General features: G+C 58.7%; 15 protein-coding genes. 10 read left to right on the forward strand and 5 right to left on the reverse strand.

Features of this window, described 5'->3' with window-relative positions; all coding sequences use genetic code 11:
• Nucleotides 1-47: 47 nt before the first annotated feature.
• The gene (locus tag BS627_RS23080) at nucleotides 48-698 is read left to right on the forward strand and encodes an arylesterase (protein WP_077985481.1); all 651 of its coding nucleotides are present in this window, start codon (nucleotides 48-50) and stop codon (nucleotides 696-698) included.
• A gap of 68 nt (nucleotides 699-766) precedes the next feature.
• Complete coding sequence (thpR, locus tag BS627_RS23085) at nucleotides 767-1,360, forward strand: RNA 2',3'-cyclic phosphodiesterase (protein WP_077985482.1); 594 nt, start codon at nucleotides 767-769, stop codon at nucleotides 1,358-1,360.
• On the opposite strand, the gene BS627_RS23090 is transcribed toward thpR, so the two are convergent.
• Nucleotides 1,294-1,773 carry a low molecular weight protein-tyrosine-phosphatase gene (locus BS627_RS23090; RefSeq protein WP_077985483.1) on the reverse strand — a complete coding sequence of 160 codons (480 nt, stop codon included), beginning with the start codon at nucleotides 1,771-1,773 and terminating at the stop codon, nucleotides 1,294-1,296. The two genes, thpR and BS627_RS23090, sit on opposite strands and share 67 nt — an antisense overlap.
• Nucleotides 1,774-1,831: 58 nt before the next feature.
• On the opposite strand from BS627_RS23090, the gene BS627_RS23095 reads away from it, so the two are divergent.
• The 7 genes from BS627_RS23095 (at nucleotide 1,832) to BS627_RS23125 (ending at nucleotide 7,651) form a co-directional block, all read left to right on the forward strand.
• A complete protein-coding gene (locus tag BS627_RS23095; protein ID WP_077985484.1) occupies nucleotides 1,832-2,137 on the forward strand; it encodes a 4a-hydroxytetrahydrobiopterin dehydratase in 306 nt (101 codons plus the stop codon).
• Between the two features lie 51 nt (nucleotides 2,138-2,188).
• Nucleotides 2,189-2,569 (forward strand): YkvA family protein, encoded by a 381-nt coding sequence (locus BS627_RS23100; protein WP_077985485.1) that lies wholly within the window; start codon nucleotides 2,189-2,191, stop codon nucleotides 2,567-2,569.
• A gap of 296 nt (nucleotides 2,570-2,865) precedes the next feature.
• Nucleotides 2,866-3,369: an invasion associated locus B family protein gene (locus tag BS627_RS23105; protein WP_077985486.1), complete on the forward strand. Its 504-nt coding sequence runs from the start codon at nucleotides 2,866-2,868 to the stop codon at nucleotides 3,367-3,369.
• Nucleotides 3,370-3,635: 266 nt separating this feature from the next.
• Entirely contained in the window at nucleotides 3,636-4,808 is a 1,173-nt protein-coding gene (gene rlmN / locus BS627_RS23110) for a dual-specificity RNA methyltransferase RlmN (RefSeq protein ID WP_077985583.1), read from the forward strand.
• Between the two features lie 109 nt (nucleotides 4,809-4,917).
• A complete protein-coding gene (locus BS627_RS23115; RefSeq protein WP_077985487.1) occupies nucleotides 4,918-5,871 on the forward strand; it encodes an ABC transporter substrate-binding protein in 954 nt (317 codons plus the stop codon).
• A 107-nt stretch (nucleotides 5,872-5,978) separates the two neighbouring features.
• Nucleotides 5,979-6,860, forward strand: a complete 882-nt coding sequence (locus BS627_RS23120; protein WP_077985488.1) for an ABC transporter permease — start codon at nucleotides 5,979-5,981, stop codon at nucleotides 6,858-6,860.
• Entirely contained in the window at nucleotides 6,857-7,651 is a 795-nt protein-coding gene (locus BS627_RS23125; RefSeq protein WP_077985489.1) for an ABC transporter ATP-binding protein, read from the forward strand. The genes BS627_RS23120 and BS627_RS23125 overlap by 4 nt, the downstream gene beginning before the upstream one ends.
• 38 nt (nucleotides 7,652-7,689) lie before the next feature.
• On the opposite strand, the gene BS627_RS23130 is transcribed toward BS627_RS23125, so the two are convergent.
• Both BS627_RS23130 and BS627_RS23135 read right to left on the reverse strand, forming a co-directional pair.
• On the reverse strand, nucleotides 7,690-8,337 hold the full coding sequence (locus BS627_RS23130) for a LysE family translocator (RefSeq protein WP_077985490.1): 648 nt from the start codon (nucleotides 8,335-8,337) through the stop codon (nucleotides 7,690-7,692).
• 171 nt (nucleotides 8,338-8,508) lie between these two features.
• Nucleotides 8,509-9,312, reverse strand: a complete 804-nt coding sequence (locus BS627_RS23135; protein WP_077985584.1) for an SDR family NAD(P)-dependent oxidoreductase — start codon at nucleotides 9,310-9,312, stop codon at nucleotides 8,509-8,511.
• Nucleotides 9,313-9,627: 315 nt separating this feature from the next.
• On the opposite strand from BS627_RS23135, the gene BS627_RS23140 reads away from it, so the two are divergent.
• Nucleotides 9,628-10,851, forward strand: coding sequence for an argininosuccinate synthase (locus BS627_RS23140; RefSeq protein ID WP_077985585.1), 1,224 nt, complete (start codon nucleotides 9,628-9,630; stop codon nucleotides 10,849-10,851).
• A 54-nt stretch (nucleotides 10,852-10,905) separates the two neighbouring features.
• Here BS627_RS23140 and BS627_RS23145 read toward each other — a convergent pair whose 3' ends face one another.
• Both BS627_RS23145 and BS627_RS23150 read right to left on the reverse strand, forming a co-directional pair.
• Nucleotides 10,906-12,102 (reverse strand): multidrug effflux MFS transporter, encoded by a 1,197-nt coding sequence (locus BS627_RS23145; protein ID WP_173990264.1) that lies wholly within the window; start codon nucleotides 12,100-12,102, stop codon nucleotides 10,906-10,908.
• A 5-nt stretch (nucleotides 12,103-12,107) separates the two neighbouring features.
• The gene (locus tag BS627_RS23150) at nucleotides 12,108-12,566 is read right to left on the reverse strand and encodes a MarR family winged helix-turn-helix transcriptional regulator (RefSeq protein ID WP_077985491.1); all 459 of its coding nucleotides are present in this window, start codon (nucleotides 12,564-12,566) and stop codon (nucleotides 12,108-12,110) included.
• Nucleotides 12,567-12,826: the final 260 nt, after the last annotated feature.

Here is a 12,826-nt window from a genome sequence, read left to right on the forward strand (position 1 = left end):
ATGCGGTCGGTATTTCAGACAATGGGAACCAAGTTAGGAAAGCCGTGATGAGATTTAAAGCTGCCCTGTTTCACTTCATCGTCATTTTTGCCGCCGCCTTTTCGGGCTCTGTTGCGATGGCTCAGGAACGGACATTGCAACTGGTCGGCCTCGGCGACAGCTTGATGGCTGGTTATCAGCTGCCGCCAACCGACAGCTACACCGCACAGCTTGAAGCTGCATTAAAGGGCAAGGGCGTCAATGTCGCCATCGCCAATGCCGGTGTGTCCGGCGATACCTCCTCAGGTGGTCTGGCGCGAGCGGAATGGTCGGTTCCCGATGGTACGGACGGGGTCATTCTGGAACTCGGCGCCAATGACGCTCTGCGCGGAATTCCCCCCGAACAGACCGAAAAGAACCTCGACACCATCATTTCCGGTTTTCAGAAGCGCAACATAGCCGTGTTGCTGGTCGGCATTATGGCGCCGCCGAATATGGGCGATGATTATGCCAGCCGCTTCAATCCGATCTTTCCGAAGCTCGCCGAAAAATACAACCTGCCGCTTTATCCGTTCTTTCTTGATGGCGTGGTGACGGATGATGCGCTGAAGCTGGACGACAAGATGCACCCCAATACGAAGGGTGTGGCGACGATGGTTGAAAAATCTTTGCCGGCTGTTGAAAGCTTCATCACGACAATCGGTGCGCAAAAAAAATAAGCACTTGCGCCCGCCTGCATTGCGTGATTCGCTATGCTTGTTCTGCCAAGAGATTCGGGGAGCTCGCCATGCCGAGACTGTTTACCGCCCTCGAAATTCCGCGCAATGCGGCTATGAGCCTCTCATTGTTGCGCGGTGGTCTGCCGGGAGCCCGGTGGATCGATGTGGAGAATTATCACATAACCCTGCGTTTTATCGGTGACATCGACGGTCGTACCGCAGATGAGGTCGTGGACAGGCTGGACCGGATCGACAGGCCGGAATTCCAGCTGAACCTCACCGGTATGGGGTCCTTCGGTTCCAAGAAACCGCATTCCATCTGGGCCGGGGTTTCTCCCTCGCCGGAAATGCATGCGCTTCAGGCGGAAATCGAGCGGATTTGCCAGAGGATCGGTCTCCCGCCCGATCCGCGCAAGTTCATGCCGCATGTCACGCTGGCGCGGTTGCGCTCCTCCCGCGTGGACGATGTGGTGCAGTATCTTTCCGGACGCGGCAACTTCCGCACCTCGCCCTTCACGGTCGGCCGTTTCGTGCTGATGTCGTCGAAGGAATCGGTGGGCGGTGGACCCTATATCGTTGAAGAGGCGTTTCCGCTTCATGAGGCGCGGTCCAGCTCCATCTTTTCGAGCAACGATCTGCATCCTGCCAAGAGCATGTTGTAGACCTTGAGGAACCCGTCCTCGGCCCCGTAATAGGGGTCGGGGACGTTCTCGCGGCAGCCAGTGGCATAGTCCATGAAGAGATGGATCTTGTGTCGCTGCCTTTCCGGGCTCGATTGCAGCAGGTTCGCCAGATTGTTTTCGTCCATGGCGAGTATCAGGTCGAAGGTCTCGAAATCCGCGGGGGTGACCTGTCTCGCCCGCTGCCGGGAAATATGGACGCCATGCCGTCGCGCCATGGCGATGGACCGTGGATCGGGCGCGTCACCCGCGTGCCAGCCGCCGGTGCCGGCGGAATCGATGGTGAGCTGATCAGACATGGCCGCGCTGTCGGCAAGGCGTCTCAAAACCCCTTCGGCCAGCGGTGAACGGCAGATATTGCCCATGCAGACAAAAAGAATAGCTGTATGTTTCATGGATTGTGCGTCGATCCCGTCGTTGAAGCGTTAATGGGTCTCAAGCGGAGGTAAGTTCATGAAATATCCCAGACTAGAGCCGGACGCCATCCGGCAGGCCCTGTCGAAACTAGAGGGCTGGTCCCTGCGCGAGGACGGAGCGGCTATCGTCCGTTCCTTCAAGTTTGCAAGCTTTGCGGAAGCCTTCGGTTTCATGGCCGAATCCGCACTTGTGGCGGAAAGGCTCAATCATCATCCCGAATGGTCCAATGTCTATTCGCGGGTGAAGGTCTGCCTCACCACCCATGATTCGCAGGGTGTGACGGAGCGCGATTTTCTTCTGGCCGAGGCCATGCAGAAGGCGGCTGCGGCTCGAAGCAATTGAACGGCGGAGCTTAAATCCCATATAATAGCCGTGACCGGAGGACCGTCGATCATGGATGATGTGAAAATCGGTGAAATTCTTCTGCCTGGTGAAGCCGACAGGCGGGAGGAGCGCGAGAACGTCGTGCGTGCGAAATTCTGGCCCAAGCTGAAGCGCGTGATGTCGAAGGTACCTTTCGCACGCGATGCGGCGGCGGCCTATTATTGCGCGATCGACCGCGATACGCCGCTGCGCGCCAAGGGTATCATCCTGGCGGCGCTCGCCTATTTCATCATGCCGATGGATGCCGTGCCGGATGTGCTGGCCGTTATCGGATTCACTGACGACATCGCCGTCATCACGGCAGCGCTCGCTATGATCCGCGCCCATATCAAGATGGAGCACTACGAGGCGGCTGACGCCATGCTGAAACGGCAGCAGGAAGCCGGGTAACGCCTCTGTGATCTGCCTGTTCGGGCGAGCCTGACGGGCGACAAATTCTTGCCTGAATTTATGTGTCATACACACGAAAGAAGGGTGTTTCGCACCTTTCTCCTCAGGGCGTCGGGAGTCGCCAATCTGTAACACCGCAAGACGTTTCCGGCATTTTATGCGTGTTGTTGACGGTTTGGTAACCGCTTCCCGACCACAATGAGAAAAGACGATCCGCACCTGAACGTGGCCGATCCAGAAACTGGGCTCGCCGATGCTTCGGGCCAATGGAAGACAATAACCCGGCAGGAAATTCAATGTTTGTAAGAAGTGTAGCAACCGCAGCGGCCATTTTGCTGACCAGCGTCGGCGTAGCATCTGCACAGTCGCCCACGCGCATCCAGCAGTTCAATGCATGGGGTGCCTATTCGTACAAATCGGGCAACAGCACCGTCTGCTACGTTCTTTCCATTCCGACCGCCAAGGAGCCGGCAAATGTCGACCACGGCGATATTTTTTTCATCGTCTCGCAACGTCCGGGTCAGAACATTTCCTATGAGCCGCAGGCCATGGTGGGTTATCCGCTCAAGCAGGGTTCCAAGGTTAATGTGACGATCGACAACAAGAACTTCGTCATGTTCACCAAGGACAAGGCCGCCTGGGTTGAAAACGCCGCCGAAGAACCGGCGCTTGTGGCGGCCATGAAGGGCGGCAGGTCCATGACCGTCAAGGCCACCTCCGGCCGTGGCACCGCGACATCCTATTCCTATTCGCTGTCGGGTATTTCGGCGGCTCTCAAGCAGATCGAGAGCTGCAAATAATCCTGACACCGTATTGTGTCTGACAATGGCCGGTCCTTGACCGGCCATTTGCGTTTTTACTTGTTTGATGCTAAAGGCGCGGCAACATTGACAGGCGGATGCGCGAAAACTGCTCCGCCTTTGATTTTCTCGACATGCAGACGATTTTCCGCCTATCCGAAAGGCCGGTCGTGCGATGCATGGAATGATGGGATAGCGTAATGTCTGTAATGCAAGCCCCTGCCGGCCTGGCAGTCAAAACGCCGTTGATCGCCAATAGCGATCTGATGTCCGGTAAGCCGTCGCTGATCGGCATGACCCGTGAGGAAATGGGTGAGGCGCTTTCGGAAATCGGCGTGCCGCAGAAGCAGGTGAAGATGCGCGTCAGCCAGTTGTGGAACTGGCTTTATGTGCGCGGCGTCTCCGATTTCGACAATATGACCAATGTCGCCAAGGAGCTTCGCGAGAAGCTGAAGGCGGCCTTTACCATCGCCCGTCCGGAAATTGTCGAGGAACAGATTTCCAATGACGGCACCCGCAAATGGCTGATGCGGTTCCCACCGCGCGGTGCGGGACGTCCGGTCGAAATCGAGACGGTCTATATTCCCGAAGAGGGTCGCGGTACGCTGTGCATTTCAAGCCAGGTGGGCTGTTCGCTGACCTGTTCCTTCTGTCACACCGGCACCCAGCGCCTCGTGCGCAACCTGACGGCTGAGGAGATCCTTTCCCAGCTTCTGCTGGCACGCGATCGGCTCGGTGATTTTCCCGACGGTTCGACGCCGGTCGGCGCTTATGTGCCGAGCGAAGGCCGCAAGGTTTCCAACATCGTGATGATGGGCATGGGCGAGCCGCTCTATAATTTCGAGCATGTGAAGACCGCGCTTTTGATCGCCACCGATGGCGATGGCCTTTCGCTCTCCAAGCGTCGCGTCACGCTCTCCACATCGGGCGTTGTGCCGGAAATCTTCCGCACCGGCGATGAGATCGGCGTCATGCTGGCGATTTCGCTGCATGCGGTGCGCGACGAGCTGCGCGACCTGCTGGTGCCGATCAACAAGAAATATCCGCTGAAGGAACTGATCGAGGCCTGCCGCAAATATCCGGGCCTCTCCAACGCCCGTCGCATCACCTTCGAATATGTGATGCTGAAGGATGTCAATGACAGTCTGGAAGACGCCAAGATGCTGGTGCAGCTTTTGAAGGGCGTCCCGGCCAAGATCAACCTCATTCCGTTCAACCCATGGCCGGGCACGAACTATCAGTGCTCGGACTGGGCGCAGATCGAGAAGTTCGCCGATTTCATCAATCAGGCCGGTTATGCTTCGCCGATCCGCACGCCGCGCGGTCGCGATATTCTCGCCGCTTGCGGCCAGTTGAAGTCGGAATCGGAACGGATGCGCAAGACCGAAAGGCTGGCTTTCGAGGCGATGATGATCGCCAACCACGGCGCGGATGACTGAATAAGCCGCAATTGCCGCCTGAAAGCTTGTTTTGCAGTGGTTCTCCGATTGATTTCGGGCTGTCTTGTTCCTAAGAAGACGAAAACAGGGAACCAACAGGAGGATATCCATGCGCGCATTCATTCTGGCTCTCGCCGCCGCGAGCGCCCTCGTTCTGCCGGCCAAGGCTGAAAACGTCACCGTTGCTGTCACCGCCATCGTCGAACATCCGGCGCTTGACGCCGCCCGTGACGGCGTCAAGGCCGCGCTTGCCGAAGCCGGTTACAAGGAAGGTGAGAACCTCAAGTTCCTTTATGAGTCCGCGCAGGGCAATCCCGGCACCGCCGCGCAGATCGCGCGCCAGTTCGTTGGCGATGCGCCGAACGTCATCGTGCCGATCTCCACGCCGTCCGCGCAGGCCGTCGTTGCCGCCACGCGCGACATTCCGGTTGTCTTCACGGCGGTTTCCGACCCGGTCGGCGCACAGCTCGTCAAGGACATGCAAAAGCCCGGCCGCAACGTGACCGGCCTTTCGGACATGCTCCCGGTTGGCGAACATCTGGCGCTCATCAAGGAAATCTCCCCGAACGCCAAGTCCATCGGTTTCATCTACAATTCGGCCGAGGCCAATTCCGTATCGACGCTCGCCCTCTTGAAGGCTGAGGCTGAGAAAGCGGGTCTCAAGGTTGTTGAATCCGTCGCCACCAAATCGGCAGAAGTGCAGGGTGCAACCCGCGCACTGGTCGGCAAGGCCGATGTGATCTACGTTCCGACCGACAACACTATCGTTTCCGCTTTCGAAGCGGCTGCCGGTGTTGCTTCCGAAGCCAAGATCCCGCTTTACGCGGCCGATACGGATTCGGTCGCCCGCGGTGCGGTTGCCGCCCTCGGCTTCAACTATTTCGACGTTGGCAAACAGACCGGCGCCGTCGTTGTCCGCATTCTCAAGGGTGAAAAGCCGGGCGATATTCCGGCAACCGTTGCTGTCGGCACTGATCTGGTGATCAACAAGAAGGCCGCCGAAAAAGCCGGCGTCACCTTCCCGGAAAGCGTCACCAAGCGCGCCACCAAGGTCATCGACTGAACCGAAACCAGACTGAATAACGGGCGGCGGCAAATTCGCCGCCCGTTTTACGTGGCGCGAGACAGCACCCGAATCCGCCTGATGGCGGCAATAACAAGGACATTACCGTGAGCCAAATCGCCTTCTGGGGCGCCGTGGAGCTGGGACTGGTCTTCGCTTTCGTGGCGATCGGCGTTTATCTCGCTTTCCGTGTGCTTGATTTTCCTGACTTGACCGTGGACGGTTCGTTTCCGCTCGGCGCCGCCGTGGCTGCCGTGCTGATCATCGCCGGTCTGAATGCCTGGGTTGCGACGGCGATTGCGATGGTGGCCGGTGCCGCCGCCGGCATCGTGACCGCCACCCTCAACGTTCGTTTCAAAATCCTCAACCTGCTTGCGTCGATCCTGACGATGATCGCGCTGTTTTCCGTCAATCTGCGCGTGATGGGAAAGCCGAATGTGGCGCTGCTCAATCAGGATACGATGATATCGCCGTTTTACGGCCTCGGCCTGTCGGAATATCTGGTGCGGCCGCTTTTCGTCGGCGCGCTGGTGCTGGCCGCGGTCATCCTCGTCTGGCGTTTTCTTGAAAGCGATGCGGGCCTTGCTATGCGCGCGACGGGCGCCAATGCCCGGATGGCGCGGGCGCAGGGGGTGAAGACAGGTAACCAGATCTACCTCGGCATGGCGCTTTCGAATGCCCTGGTCGCTCTCGGCGGCGCGCTGTTCGCGCAGACCAATGGTTTTGCGGATGTGACCTCCGGTGTCGGCACTATCGTTGTCGGGCTTGCGGCCGTCATCATCGGCGAAACACTGTTCGGCGCGCGCGGTATTCTGGTCGCGCTGATCGGCTGTGTCTTCGGCTCCATCGCCTATCGTCTCGCCATCCAGCTCGCTCTGTCGAGCGATGTGCTGGGCCTCAAGGCGTCCGATCTCAATTTCGTAACGGCGGTATTGGTGGCCATCGCATTGATCCTGCCCCGACTGCGCCGCGGGGGAGCAACATCGTGATTTCCCTTTCCGATATTCAAGTTGTCTTCGGGCGCGGCACGCCGCTGCAGAAGCAGGCGCTCTCCAAGATCGACCTCACTATTGAGGATGGCTCCTTCGTCACCGTCATCGGCTCGAATGGCGCCGGCAAATCGACGCTGCTCGGCGTTCTCGCCGGTGATGTCCTGCCGACGGCGGGCAAGGTGATGATCGGCGGCGCCGATGTAACCCGCAAACCGACCGCCAGCCGGGCGGGGCGGGTGGCGCGCGTGTTTCAGGACCCGCTGGCGGGCAGCTGCGGCGCGCTCACCATCGAGGAAAATCTGGCGCTGGCGGCGTCGCGCGGCACGCGTCGCGGCCTTTTGCCGGCGCTTGGGCGTGGTCGGCGGGATTTCTTCAAGGAGCGCATCGCCTCGCTCAATCTCGGGCTGGAAAATCGTCTGAAGGACCGCATGGACCTTCTGTCCGGCGGTCAGAGGCAGGCAGTCTCGCTCGTCATGGCGACGCTGTCCGGCTCGGACGTGCTGCTGCTGGATGAACATACGGCGGCACTCGATCCCGGCATGGCCGAATTCGTGATGGAGTTGACCCGCAAGGTGGTGTCGGAGCGCAAGCTGACGACGCTGATGGTTACCCACTCCATGCGTCAGGCGCTGGATTATGGTAGCCGCACGATCATGCTGCATGCCGGTGAGATCGTGCTCGACGTTTCCGGCGACAGCCGCAGGGATCTCGAGGTCGAAGATTTGATCGACATGTTCCGCAAGATACGCGGCCAGAAGCTCGATGACGATGAGTTGCTGATCGGTTGATTGTAAAAAAGGCGCCGTAGGGCGCCTTTTTGTTGCCGTCAGCGCGCCTGCGTGAAGAAAATCTTGACGGCGAAAAGCGAAAAGACACCTGCGATCGTATAATCCAGTCCGCGCAGAATTTTCCGGTTGCGTTGCAGCCAGGCTGAAAGAACATCTGCCGCGATTACGATGCCGATGCCGATCGGCAGCGCGACGATGATCGACCAGATGCCGAGGAAGATCAGCTTGCCGGTCACATGCGGATCGGATGCGCTGACGAATTGCGGCAGGAAGGTCATGAAAAAGATGATGATCTTCGGGTTCAGCAGGTTGACCCAGATGCCGTTCAGCAGCGCCGACTTCAGGGAGGACTGCGATTTTTCGCCGGCGCTTTTCACCATCACGAAATCCGAGCCTTTGCGGATTGCCTGGATGGCGAGCCAGACCAGATAGGCGGCTCCGCCGGTCTTCAGGATCATGAAAGCCGTCGGCGAGGCGACGATGAGGGCGGCGACGCCGAAGGCGACGAGCATCGTGTGCACGGTAATGCCGATATTGGTTCCCAGAAGCGTCATGAAACCTGCCGTCCGGCCCTCACGCAGGGAGCGGCTGATCCAAAGCGTCATGTCAGGCCCCGGGGTCACAGCCAGAAGGAGAATGGCAATGGTGAAGGCGATCAATGTCGGCAGGCTGGGAACGAAATCCATCGCGGCACCCGTAAAAGCTGGAGATTGCCGTGCTTAACGCGGTTTCGCATTTCTGCCAATGCTTTTGAGCACTGACGCGAAAGACCGCCGCAATGGTTACATCGCGGCGGCCCGGAACATTCAGTTTTTCAGGAAGCTGATGAAGGCGGCGGAATATTCCGTGTGCCAGCGCTATAGCGGCGGACGGTTCTGGACGATGTCATAGGCCGCCCAGAGAATGCGCTTTTCATCGGTCGGTCGGTCCACCTCGCCATCCGGGCAAAGAATGTAGAAATCGCCCCGACCGATGCTTTCAACCATGAAATCGACGGTCTGTTCGCCGGTCCATGCGCCTTTAGGCTTTTCTGTCCTGCCATGGGCGGTGAGGCCGGTGAAGACGAAGCCGGGGATCAGCAGATGAGCGGAAACCGAGCTGTTCGGTAGGTTACGCAATTCGTGCTGAAGCGCCTCCGTGAAGGTTTTGACGCCGGACTTCGAGACATTATAGGCCGGATCGCCGGGAGGCGTGGTGATGCCCTGCTTCGAGCCGGTATTGACGATGAGCGCCGGCTCGCCATGGGCGATCATGCCCTGCCCGAAAACACGGCTGCCGTTCACGACACCCATCAGATTGACGTTGATGATATTTTCCCAATTGGCCTGTGGACCGAAAATGGCGCTGCCGGGCTGGATGCCGGCATTGTTCATCAGGACGTGAACGCGTCCGAAACGCTGGATCACGGCGCGCTCCAGCGCCTCCAGTTCATCGAGCCTGGATATGTCGGTCGGAATGGCGACAACCTGCGCTTCGCCGTTCTTGGCAACGGCCACAATATCCGCATGGGCTGCGGCAAGCCTCTCGCCGTCGAGATCGACGAGCACGACACTCATGCCGAAACCGGCGAATTTGCGGGCTGCGGCAAGTCCGATGCCGGAGGCAGCGCCGGTGATGACGGCGACATTATCTTCCTTGAATGCGGGGTGGATAGTCGTCATAGGTCTCTCCTTCGCGTCGTTTCGGCTGTTTCCAGCGGTTTGCAACGTTGCCTGAACCTCACGGGTTTCATTCACGGTCTTCAAGTTGATCGCGCCGCTTTATGATAAAGCGCGAATTTTCATAATGCATGTGACAATCGCCTCGTTTCCATCAATACGCCCGGTCATCGTCCGCCCTCGTATGCGCCCATCAATTGTTTTGTCGCTTATCTCACTGAAAAGCGCTTCACACATTTCGGCTTGCACTGTAAAAGTGCCGAAATCCCAAGGAAATGGCGGTGTCCCAATGCCGTCATCATGCAGATGGACATCACTATGGCACTTCCGAAAGACGTTAAGAAAGTCGTTCTCGCCTATTCCGGCGGTCTCGACACCTCGATCATCCTGAAATGGCTTCAGACGGAACTCGGCGCGGAGGTGGTGACCTTCACCGCCGATCTCGGCCAGGGCGAAGAACTCGAGCCGGCGCGCAAGAAGGCCGAGATGCTGGGCATCAAGGAAATCTTCATCGAGGACGTCCGCGAAGAGTTCGTACGTGATTTCGTGTTTCCGATGTTCCGCGCAAACGCGGTTTATGAAGGCGTCTATCTGCTCGGCACCTCCATTGCCCGTCCGCTGATCTCCAAGCACCTGATCGAAATCGCAAGGAAGACCGGCGCCGACGCCATCGCACATGGCGCCACCGGCAAGGGCAACGATCAGGTCCGTTTCGAGCTGTCGGCCTATGCGCTGAATCCGGATATCAAGATCATCGCTCCCTGGCGCGACTGGTCGTTCAAGAGCCGTACGGACCTCCTGAACTTCGCTGAGCAGCATCAAATTCCGGTTGCCAAGGATAAAAAGGGCGAGGCGCCTTTCTCGGTGGACGCCAACCTGCTGCACTCCTCTTCCGAGGGCAAGGTTCTGGAAGACCCGGCGCAGGAAGCTCCTGAATATGTGCATATGCGCACCATCTCCCCGGAAGCCGCGCCCGATAAGGCAACCGTCATCAAGGTCGGTTTCCGCAAGGGCGATGCCTGCTCCATCAACGGCGTTGAAATGTCGCCGGCGACGCTTCTTGCCACGCTCAACAATTACGGCCGTGAAAACGGCATCGGTCGTCTCGATCTGGTCGAGAACCGTTTCGTCGGCATGAAGTCGCGCGGCGTTTACGAGACGCCCGGCGGCACCATCCTGCTTGCCGCGCATCGCGCCATCGAATCCATCACGCTTGACCGGGGTGCGGCCCACCTCAAGGACGAGTTGATGCCGCGTTACGCCGAGCTGATCTATTACGGTTTCTGGTTCTCGCCGGAGCGCGAAATGCTGCAGGCCCTGATCGACAGGAGCCAGGAGCATGTGGAAGGCGAAGTGACGCTGAAGCTCTACAAGGGCAATGTCATGGTGACCGGCCGCGAGAGCGCCAAGTCGCTCTATTCCGACGCGCTGGTGACCTTCGAGGACGACCATGGCGCCTATGACCAGAAGGACGCTGCAGGCTTCATCAAGCTTAACGCATTGCGTCTTCGCACACTCGCAAAGCGCAATATCAGCAAGTAATTCTGCTGGAATGGAAATAATGAAACCCGCTGGCGACGCCGTCGGCGGGTTTTTTCATGTCTTTCGTATGGAGACGATGCGGAAGCCGATGTAGCTGGCGATTGCGGTGAACTCCATCACGGGGATGATGATGCCGAAGCCGGTCAACGGCGAACCGATGAGTGAGGCTGCAGCACCGCCCGCAAAACCAGATCCCATCTGAATGAAACCCATCATTGCCGATGCCGAGCCGGCAATATGCGGGAAAGGGGCGAGGGCCGCCGTCACCATGGATGGCGTCAGCAAGGCGATGCCGACCGTTGCGACCGCCACAGGTCCCATAATCGAAAGAAAGGATGGCGGTATCAGGAACACCGACAGCAGGATAAGGAGGCCGCCTATTCCCGAAAAACAGAGGCCAAGGACGACCGAACGGCGGTCACCAAGCCTCGGTGCGATATAACGCAGGGCGATTGAGCCGAAGAAATAGGCGCCGGTCTGCATCAGCATGCCGATGCCGAAGGCGGTGGGTGTCATGCCGACTTTGTCGATGAGGATGAAGGTCAGCATGGTCGCCTGCGCATAAAGCGCGCCGATGGAACCGCCGAGTACCAGTGCAGCGAGAAGAAAACGCGGCTCGGTGAGCAAGGTCCCATAGGCCGACAGGAGCCGACGCGGGCGGATCAGGTTCTTGTCCGGGATTGTCGTCTCGCGCAGGAAAACCACGACGGTGAAGATGGCGATGGCCCCGAGGCCGGCCATGAGGAAAAATACCGATTGCCACCCGAAAGCCGCAAGCGAAAGCCCGCCTATGGTCGGGCCCATGGCTGGGCCAACGGCCAGCATGATGCCAATAAGGTTCATGATGCTGGAGGCTTCCGAGCCGGTAAATTGATCGCGCACGACGGCGCGCGCCACCGTCATGCCGACGGAGGCGCCAATACCCTGAACAAGCCGGGCGAAGAGCAGCACCTCGATTGTTGGGGCGAAGATCGCCAGCAGCCCCCCGCCCAGAAAGATGGACAGGAAAACGAGACTCGCCTTTCGCCGCCCGAAGGCATCGGATGCCGGGCCGGCCAGCAGTTGCGCCATGGCGAAACCGGCGAAGTAAAGCGACAGGCTGAGTTTCACGGCGGATTCCGTGGTGGAGAAAACCCGCGTCAGTTCCGGCATGGCGGGTGTGTAGATGGCCATGGAAATCGGTGCCAGCGCCGTCAGCAACGCACCGAGCATGGCCGTGCGCTTTCTGGACATGACCGTTTCTGGCGACATTGCGATCAGCAGCCCTGGCTCGACTGTTCCGGCTGGAGATTGTTGCGGAGAGTCTGCAGGAAGCTGCGGAAAAGCGCGACCTCCTCGTCATTCAGGCCCTGCGTGGCGTGACGGACGAGTTCATCGATTTCCTGGCGCACGGCTTCCAGCATCTCGGCTGCGTTTTTTGTCATCACTATACGCTTGGAGCGCCTGTCCTGCGGGTCCTGTTGGCGTTCGATGAGATCGAGAGATTGCAGCTTGTCGAGATAGGCGCAGATCGTCATGGGCTCGATGCCGAGCCGGGCGGCGATATCCGATTGTTTGCTGCCATCAACGACGGCGACCGTCAGCAGGGCGCGTGCTTCGCCGGGTGTCAGGCCCAGTCCTGCTTCAGCAATTCGGCGCTCGAAAGCACTGTTCAGCAGGCGTGCGCCACTGTTCAGTAAAAATGCCAATGAGTCTTTTTCGCGTTTAGTGCCCATGTTTCGCCTTTTCGTAAGTCAGACTTACTAAAATCCGGGCGATAATCAATGGTGCACAAGTCATATTGTGGAAAATCGGGTAAAGTATGCGTCAGTTCGGTTGCTGGATGATCTGCAATATAGTCGCCGATTGTTACGCTGAAGCAAAAAAGACCGGACTTTCCATATTTTTTCACGCGGCCTGACATCTCCGCCGGGCATATTGAATTGCCGGTGGAGGCGTGCCCATATGAGCTTAACCGGAATTGTACAAGGAAGAT

The sequence above is a fragment of the Agrobacterium salinitolerans genome, from assembly GCF_002008225.1.
GTDB classification, from domain to species: domain Bacteria; phylum Pseudomonadota; class Alphaproteobacteria; order Rhizobiales; family Rhizobiaceae; genus Agrobacterium; species Agrobacterium salinitolerans.

Excerpts from the sequence above, each read along its gene's own strand:
- BS627_RS23080 (WP_077985481.1), top strand. The coding sequence starts at position 48 with ATGAGATTTAAAGCTGCCCTGTTTCACTTCATCGTCATTTTTGCCGCC.
- thpR (WP_077985482.1), top strand. The coding sequence starts at position 767 with ATGCCGAGACTGTTTACCGCCCTCGAAATTCCGCGCAATGCGGCTATG.
- BS627_RS23090 (WP_077985483.1), bottom strand. The coding sequence starts at position 1,773 with ATGAAACATACAGCTATTCTTTTTGTCTGCATGGGCAATATCTGCCGT.
- BS627_RS23095 (WP_077985484.1), top strand. The coding sequence starts at position 1,832 with ATGAAATATCCCAGACTAGAGCCGGACGCCATCCGGCAGGCCCTGTCG.
- BS627_RS23100 (WP_077985485.1), top strand. The coding sequence starts at position 2,189 with ATGGATGATGTGAAAATCGGTGAAATTCTTCTGCCTGGTGAAGCCGAC.
- BS627_RS23105 (WP_077985486.1), top strand. The coding sequence starts at position 2,866 with ATGTTTGTAAGAAGTGTAGCAACCGCAGCGGCCATTTTGCTGACCAGC.
- rlmN (WP_077985583.1), top strand. The coding sequence starts at position 3,636 with ATGTCCGGTAAGCCGTCGCTGATCGGCATGACCCGTGAGGAAATGGGT.
- BS627_RS23115 (WP_077985487.1), top strand. The coding sequence starts at position 4,918 with ATGCGCGCATTCATTCTGGCTCTCGCCGCCGCGAGCGCCCTCGTTCTG.
- BS627_RS23130 (WP_077985490.1), bottom strand. The coding sequence starts at position 8,337 with ATGGATTTCGTTCCCAGCCTGCCGACATTGATCGCCTTCACCATTGCC.
- BS627_RS23135 (WP_077985584.1), bottom strand. The coding sequence starts at position 9,312 with ATGACGACTATCCACCCCGCATTCAAGGAAGATAATGTCGCCGTCATC.
- BS627_RS23140 (WP_077985585.1), top strand. The coding sequence starts at position 9,628 with ATGGCACTTCCGAAAGACGTTAAGAAAGTCGTTCTCGCCTATTCCGGC.
- BS627_RS23145 (WP_173990264.1), bottom strand. The coding sequence starts at position 12,102 with ATGTCGCCAGAAACGGTCATGTCCAGAAAGCGCACGGCCATGCTCGGT.
- BS627_RS23150 (WP_077985491.1), bottom strand. The coding sequence starts at position 12,566 with ATGGGCACTAAACGCGAAAAAGACTCATTGGCATTTTTACTGAACAGT.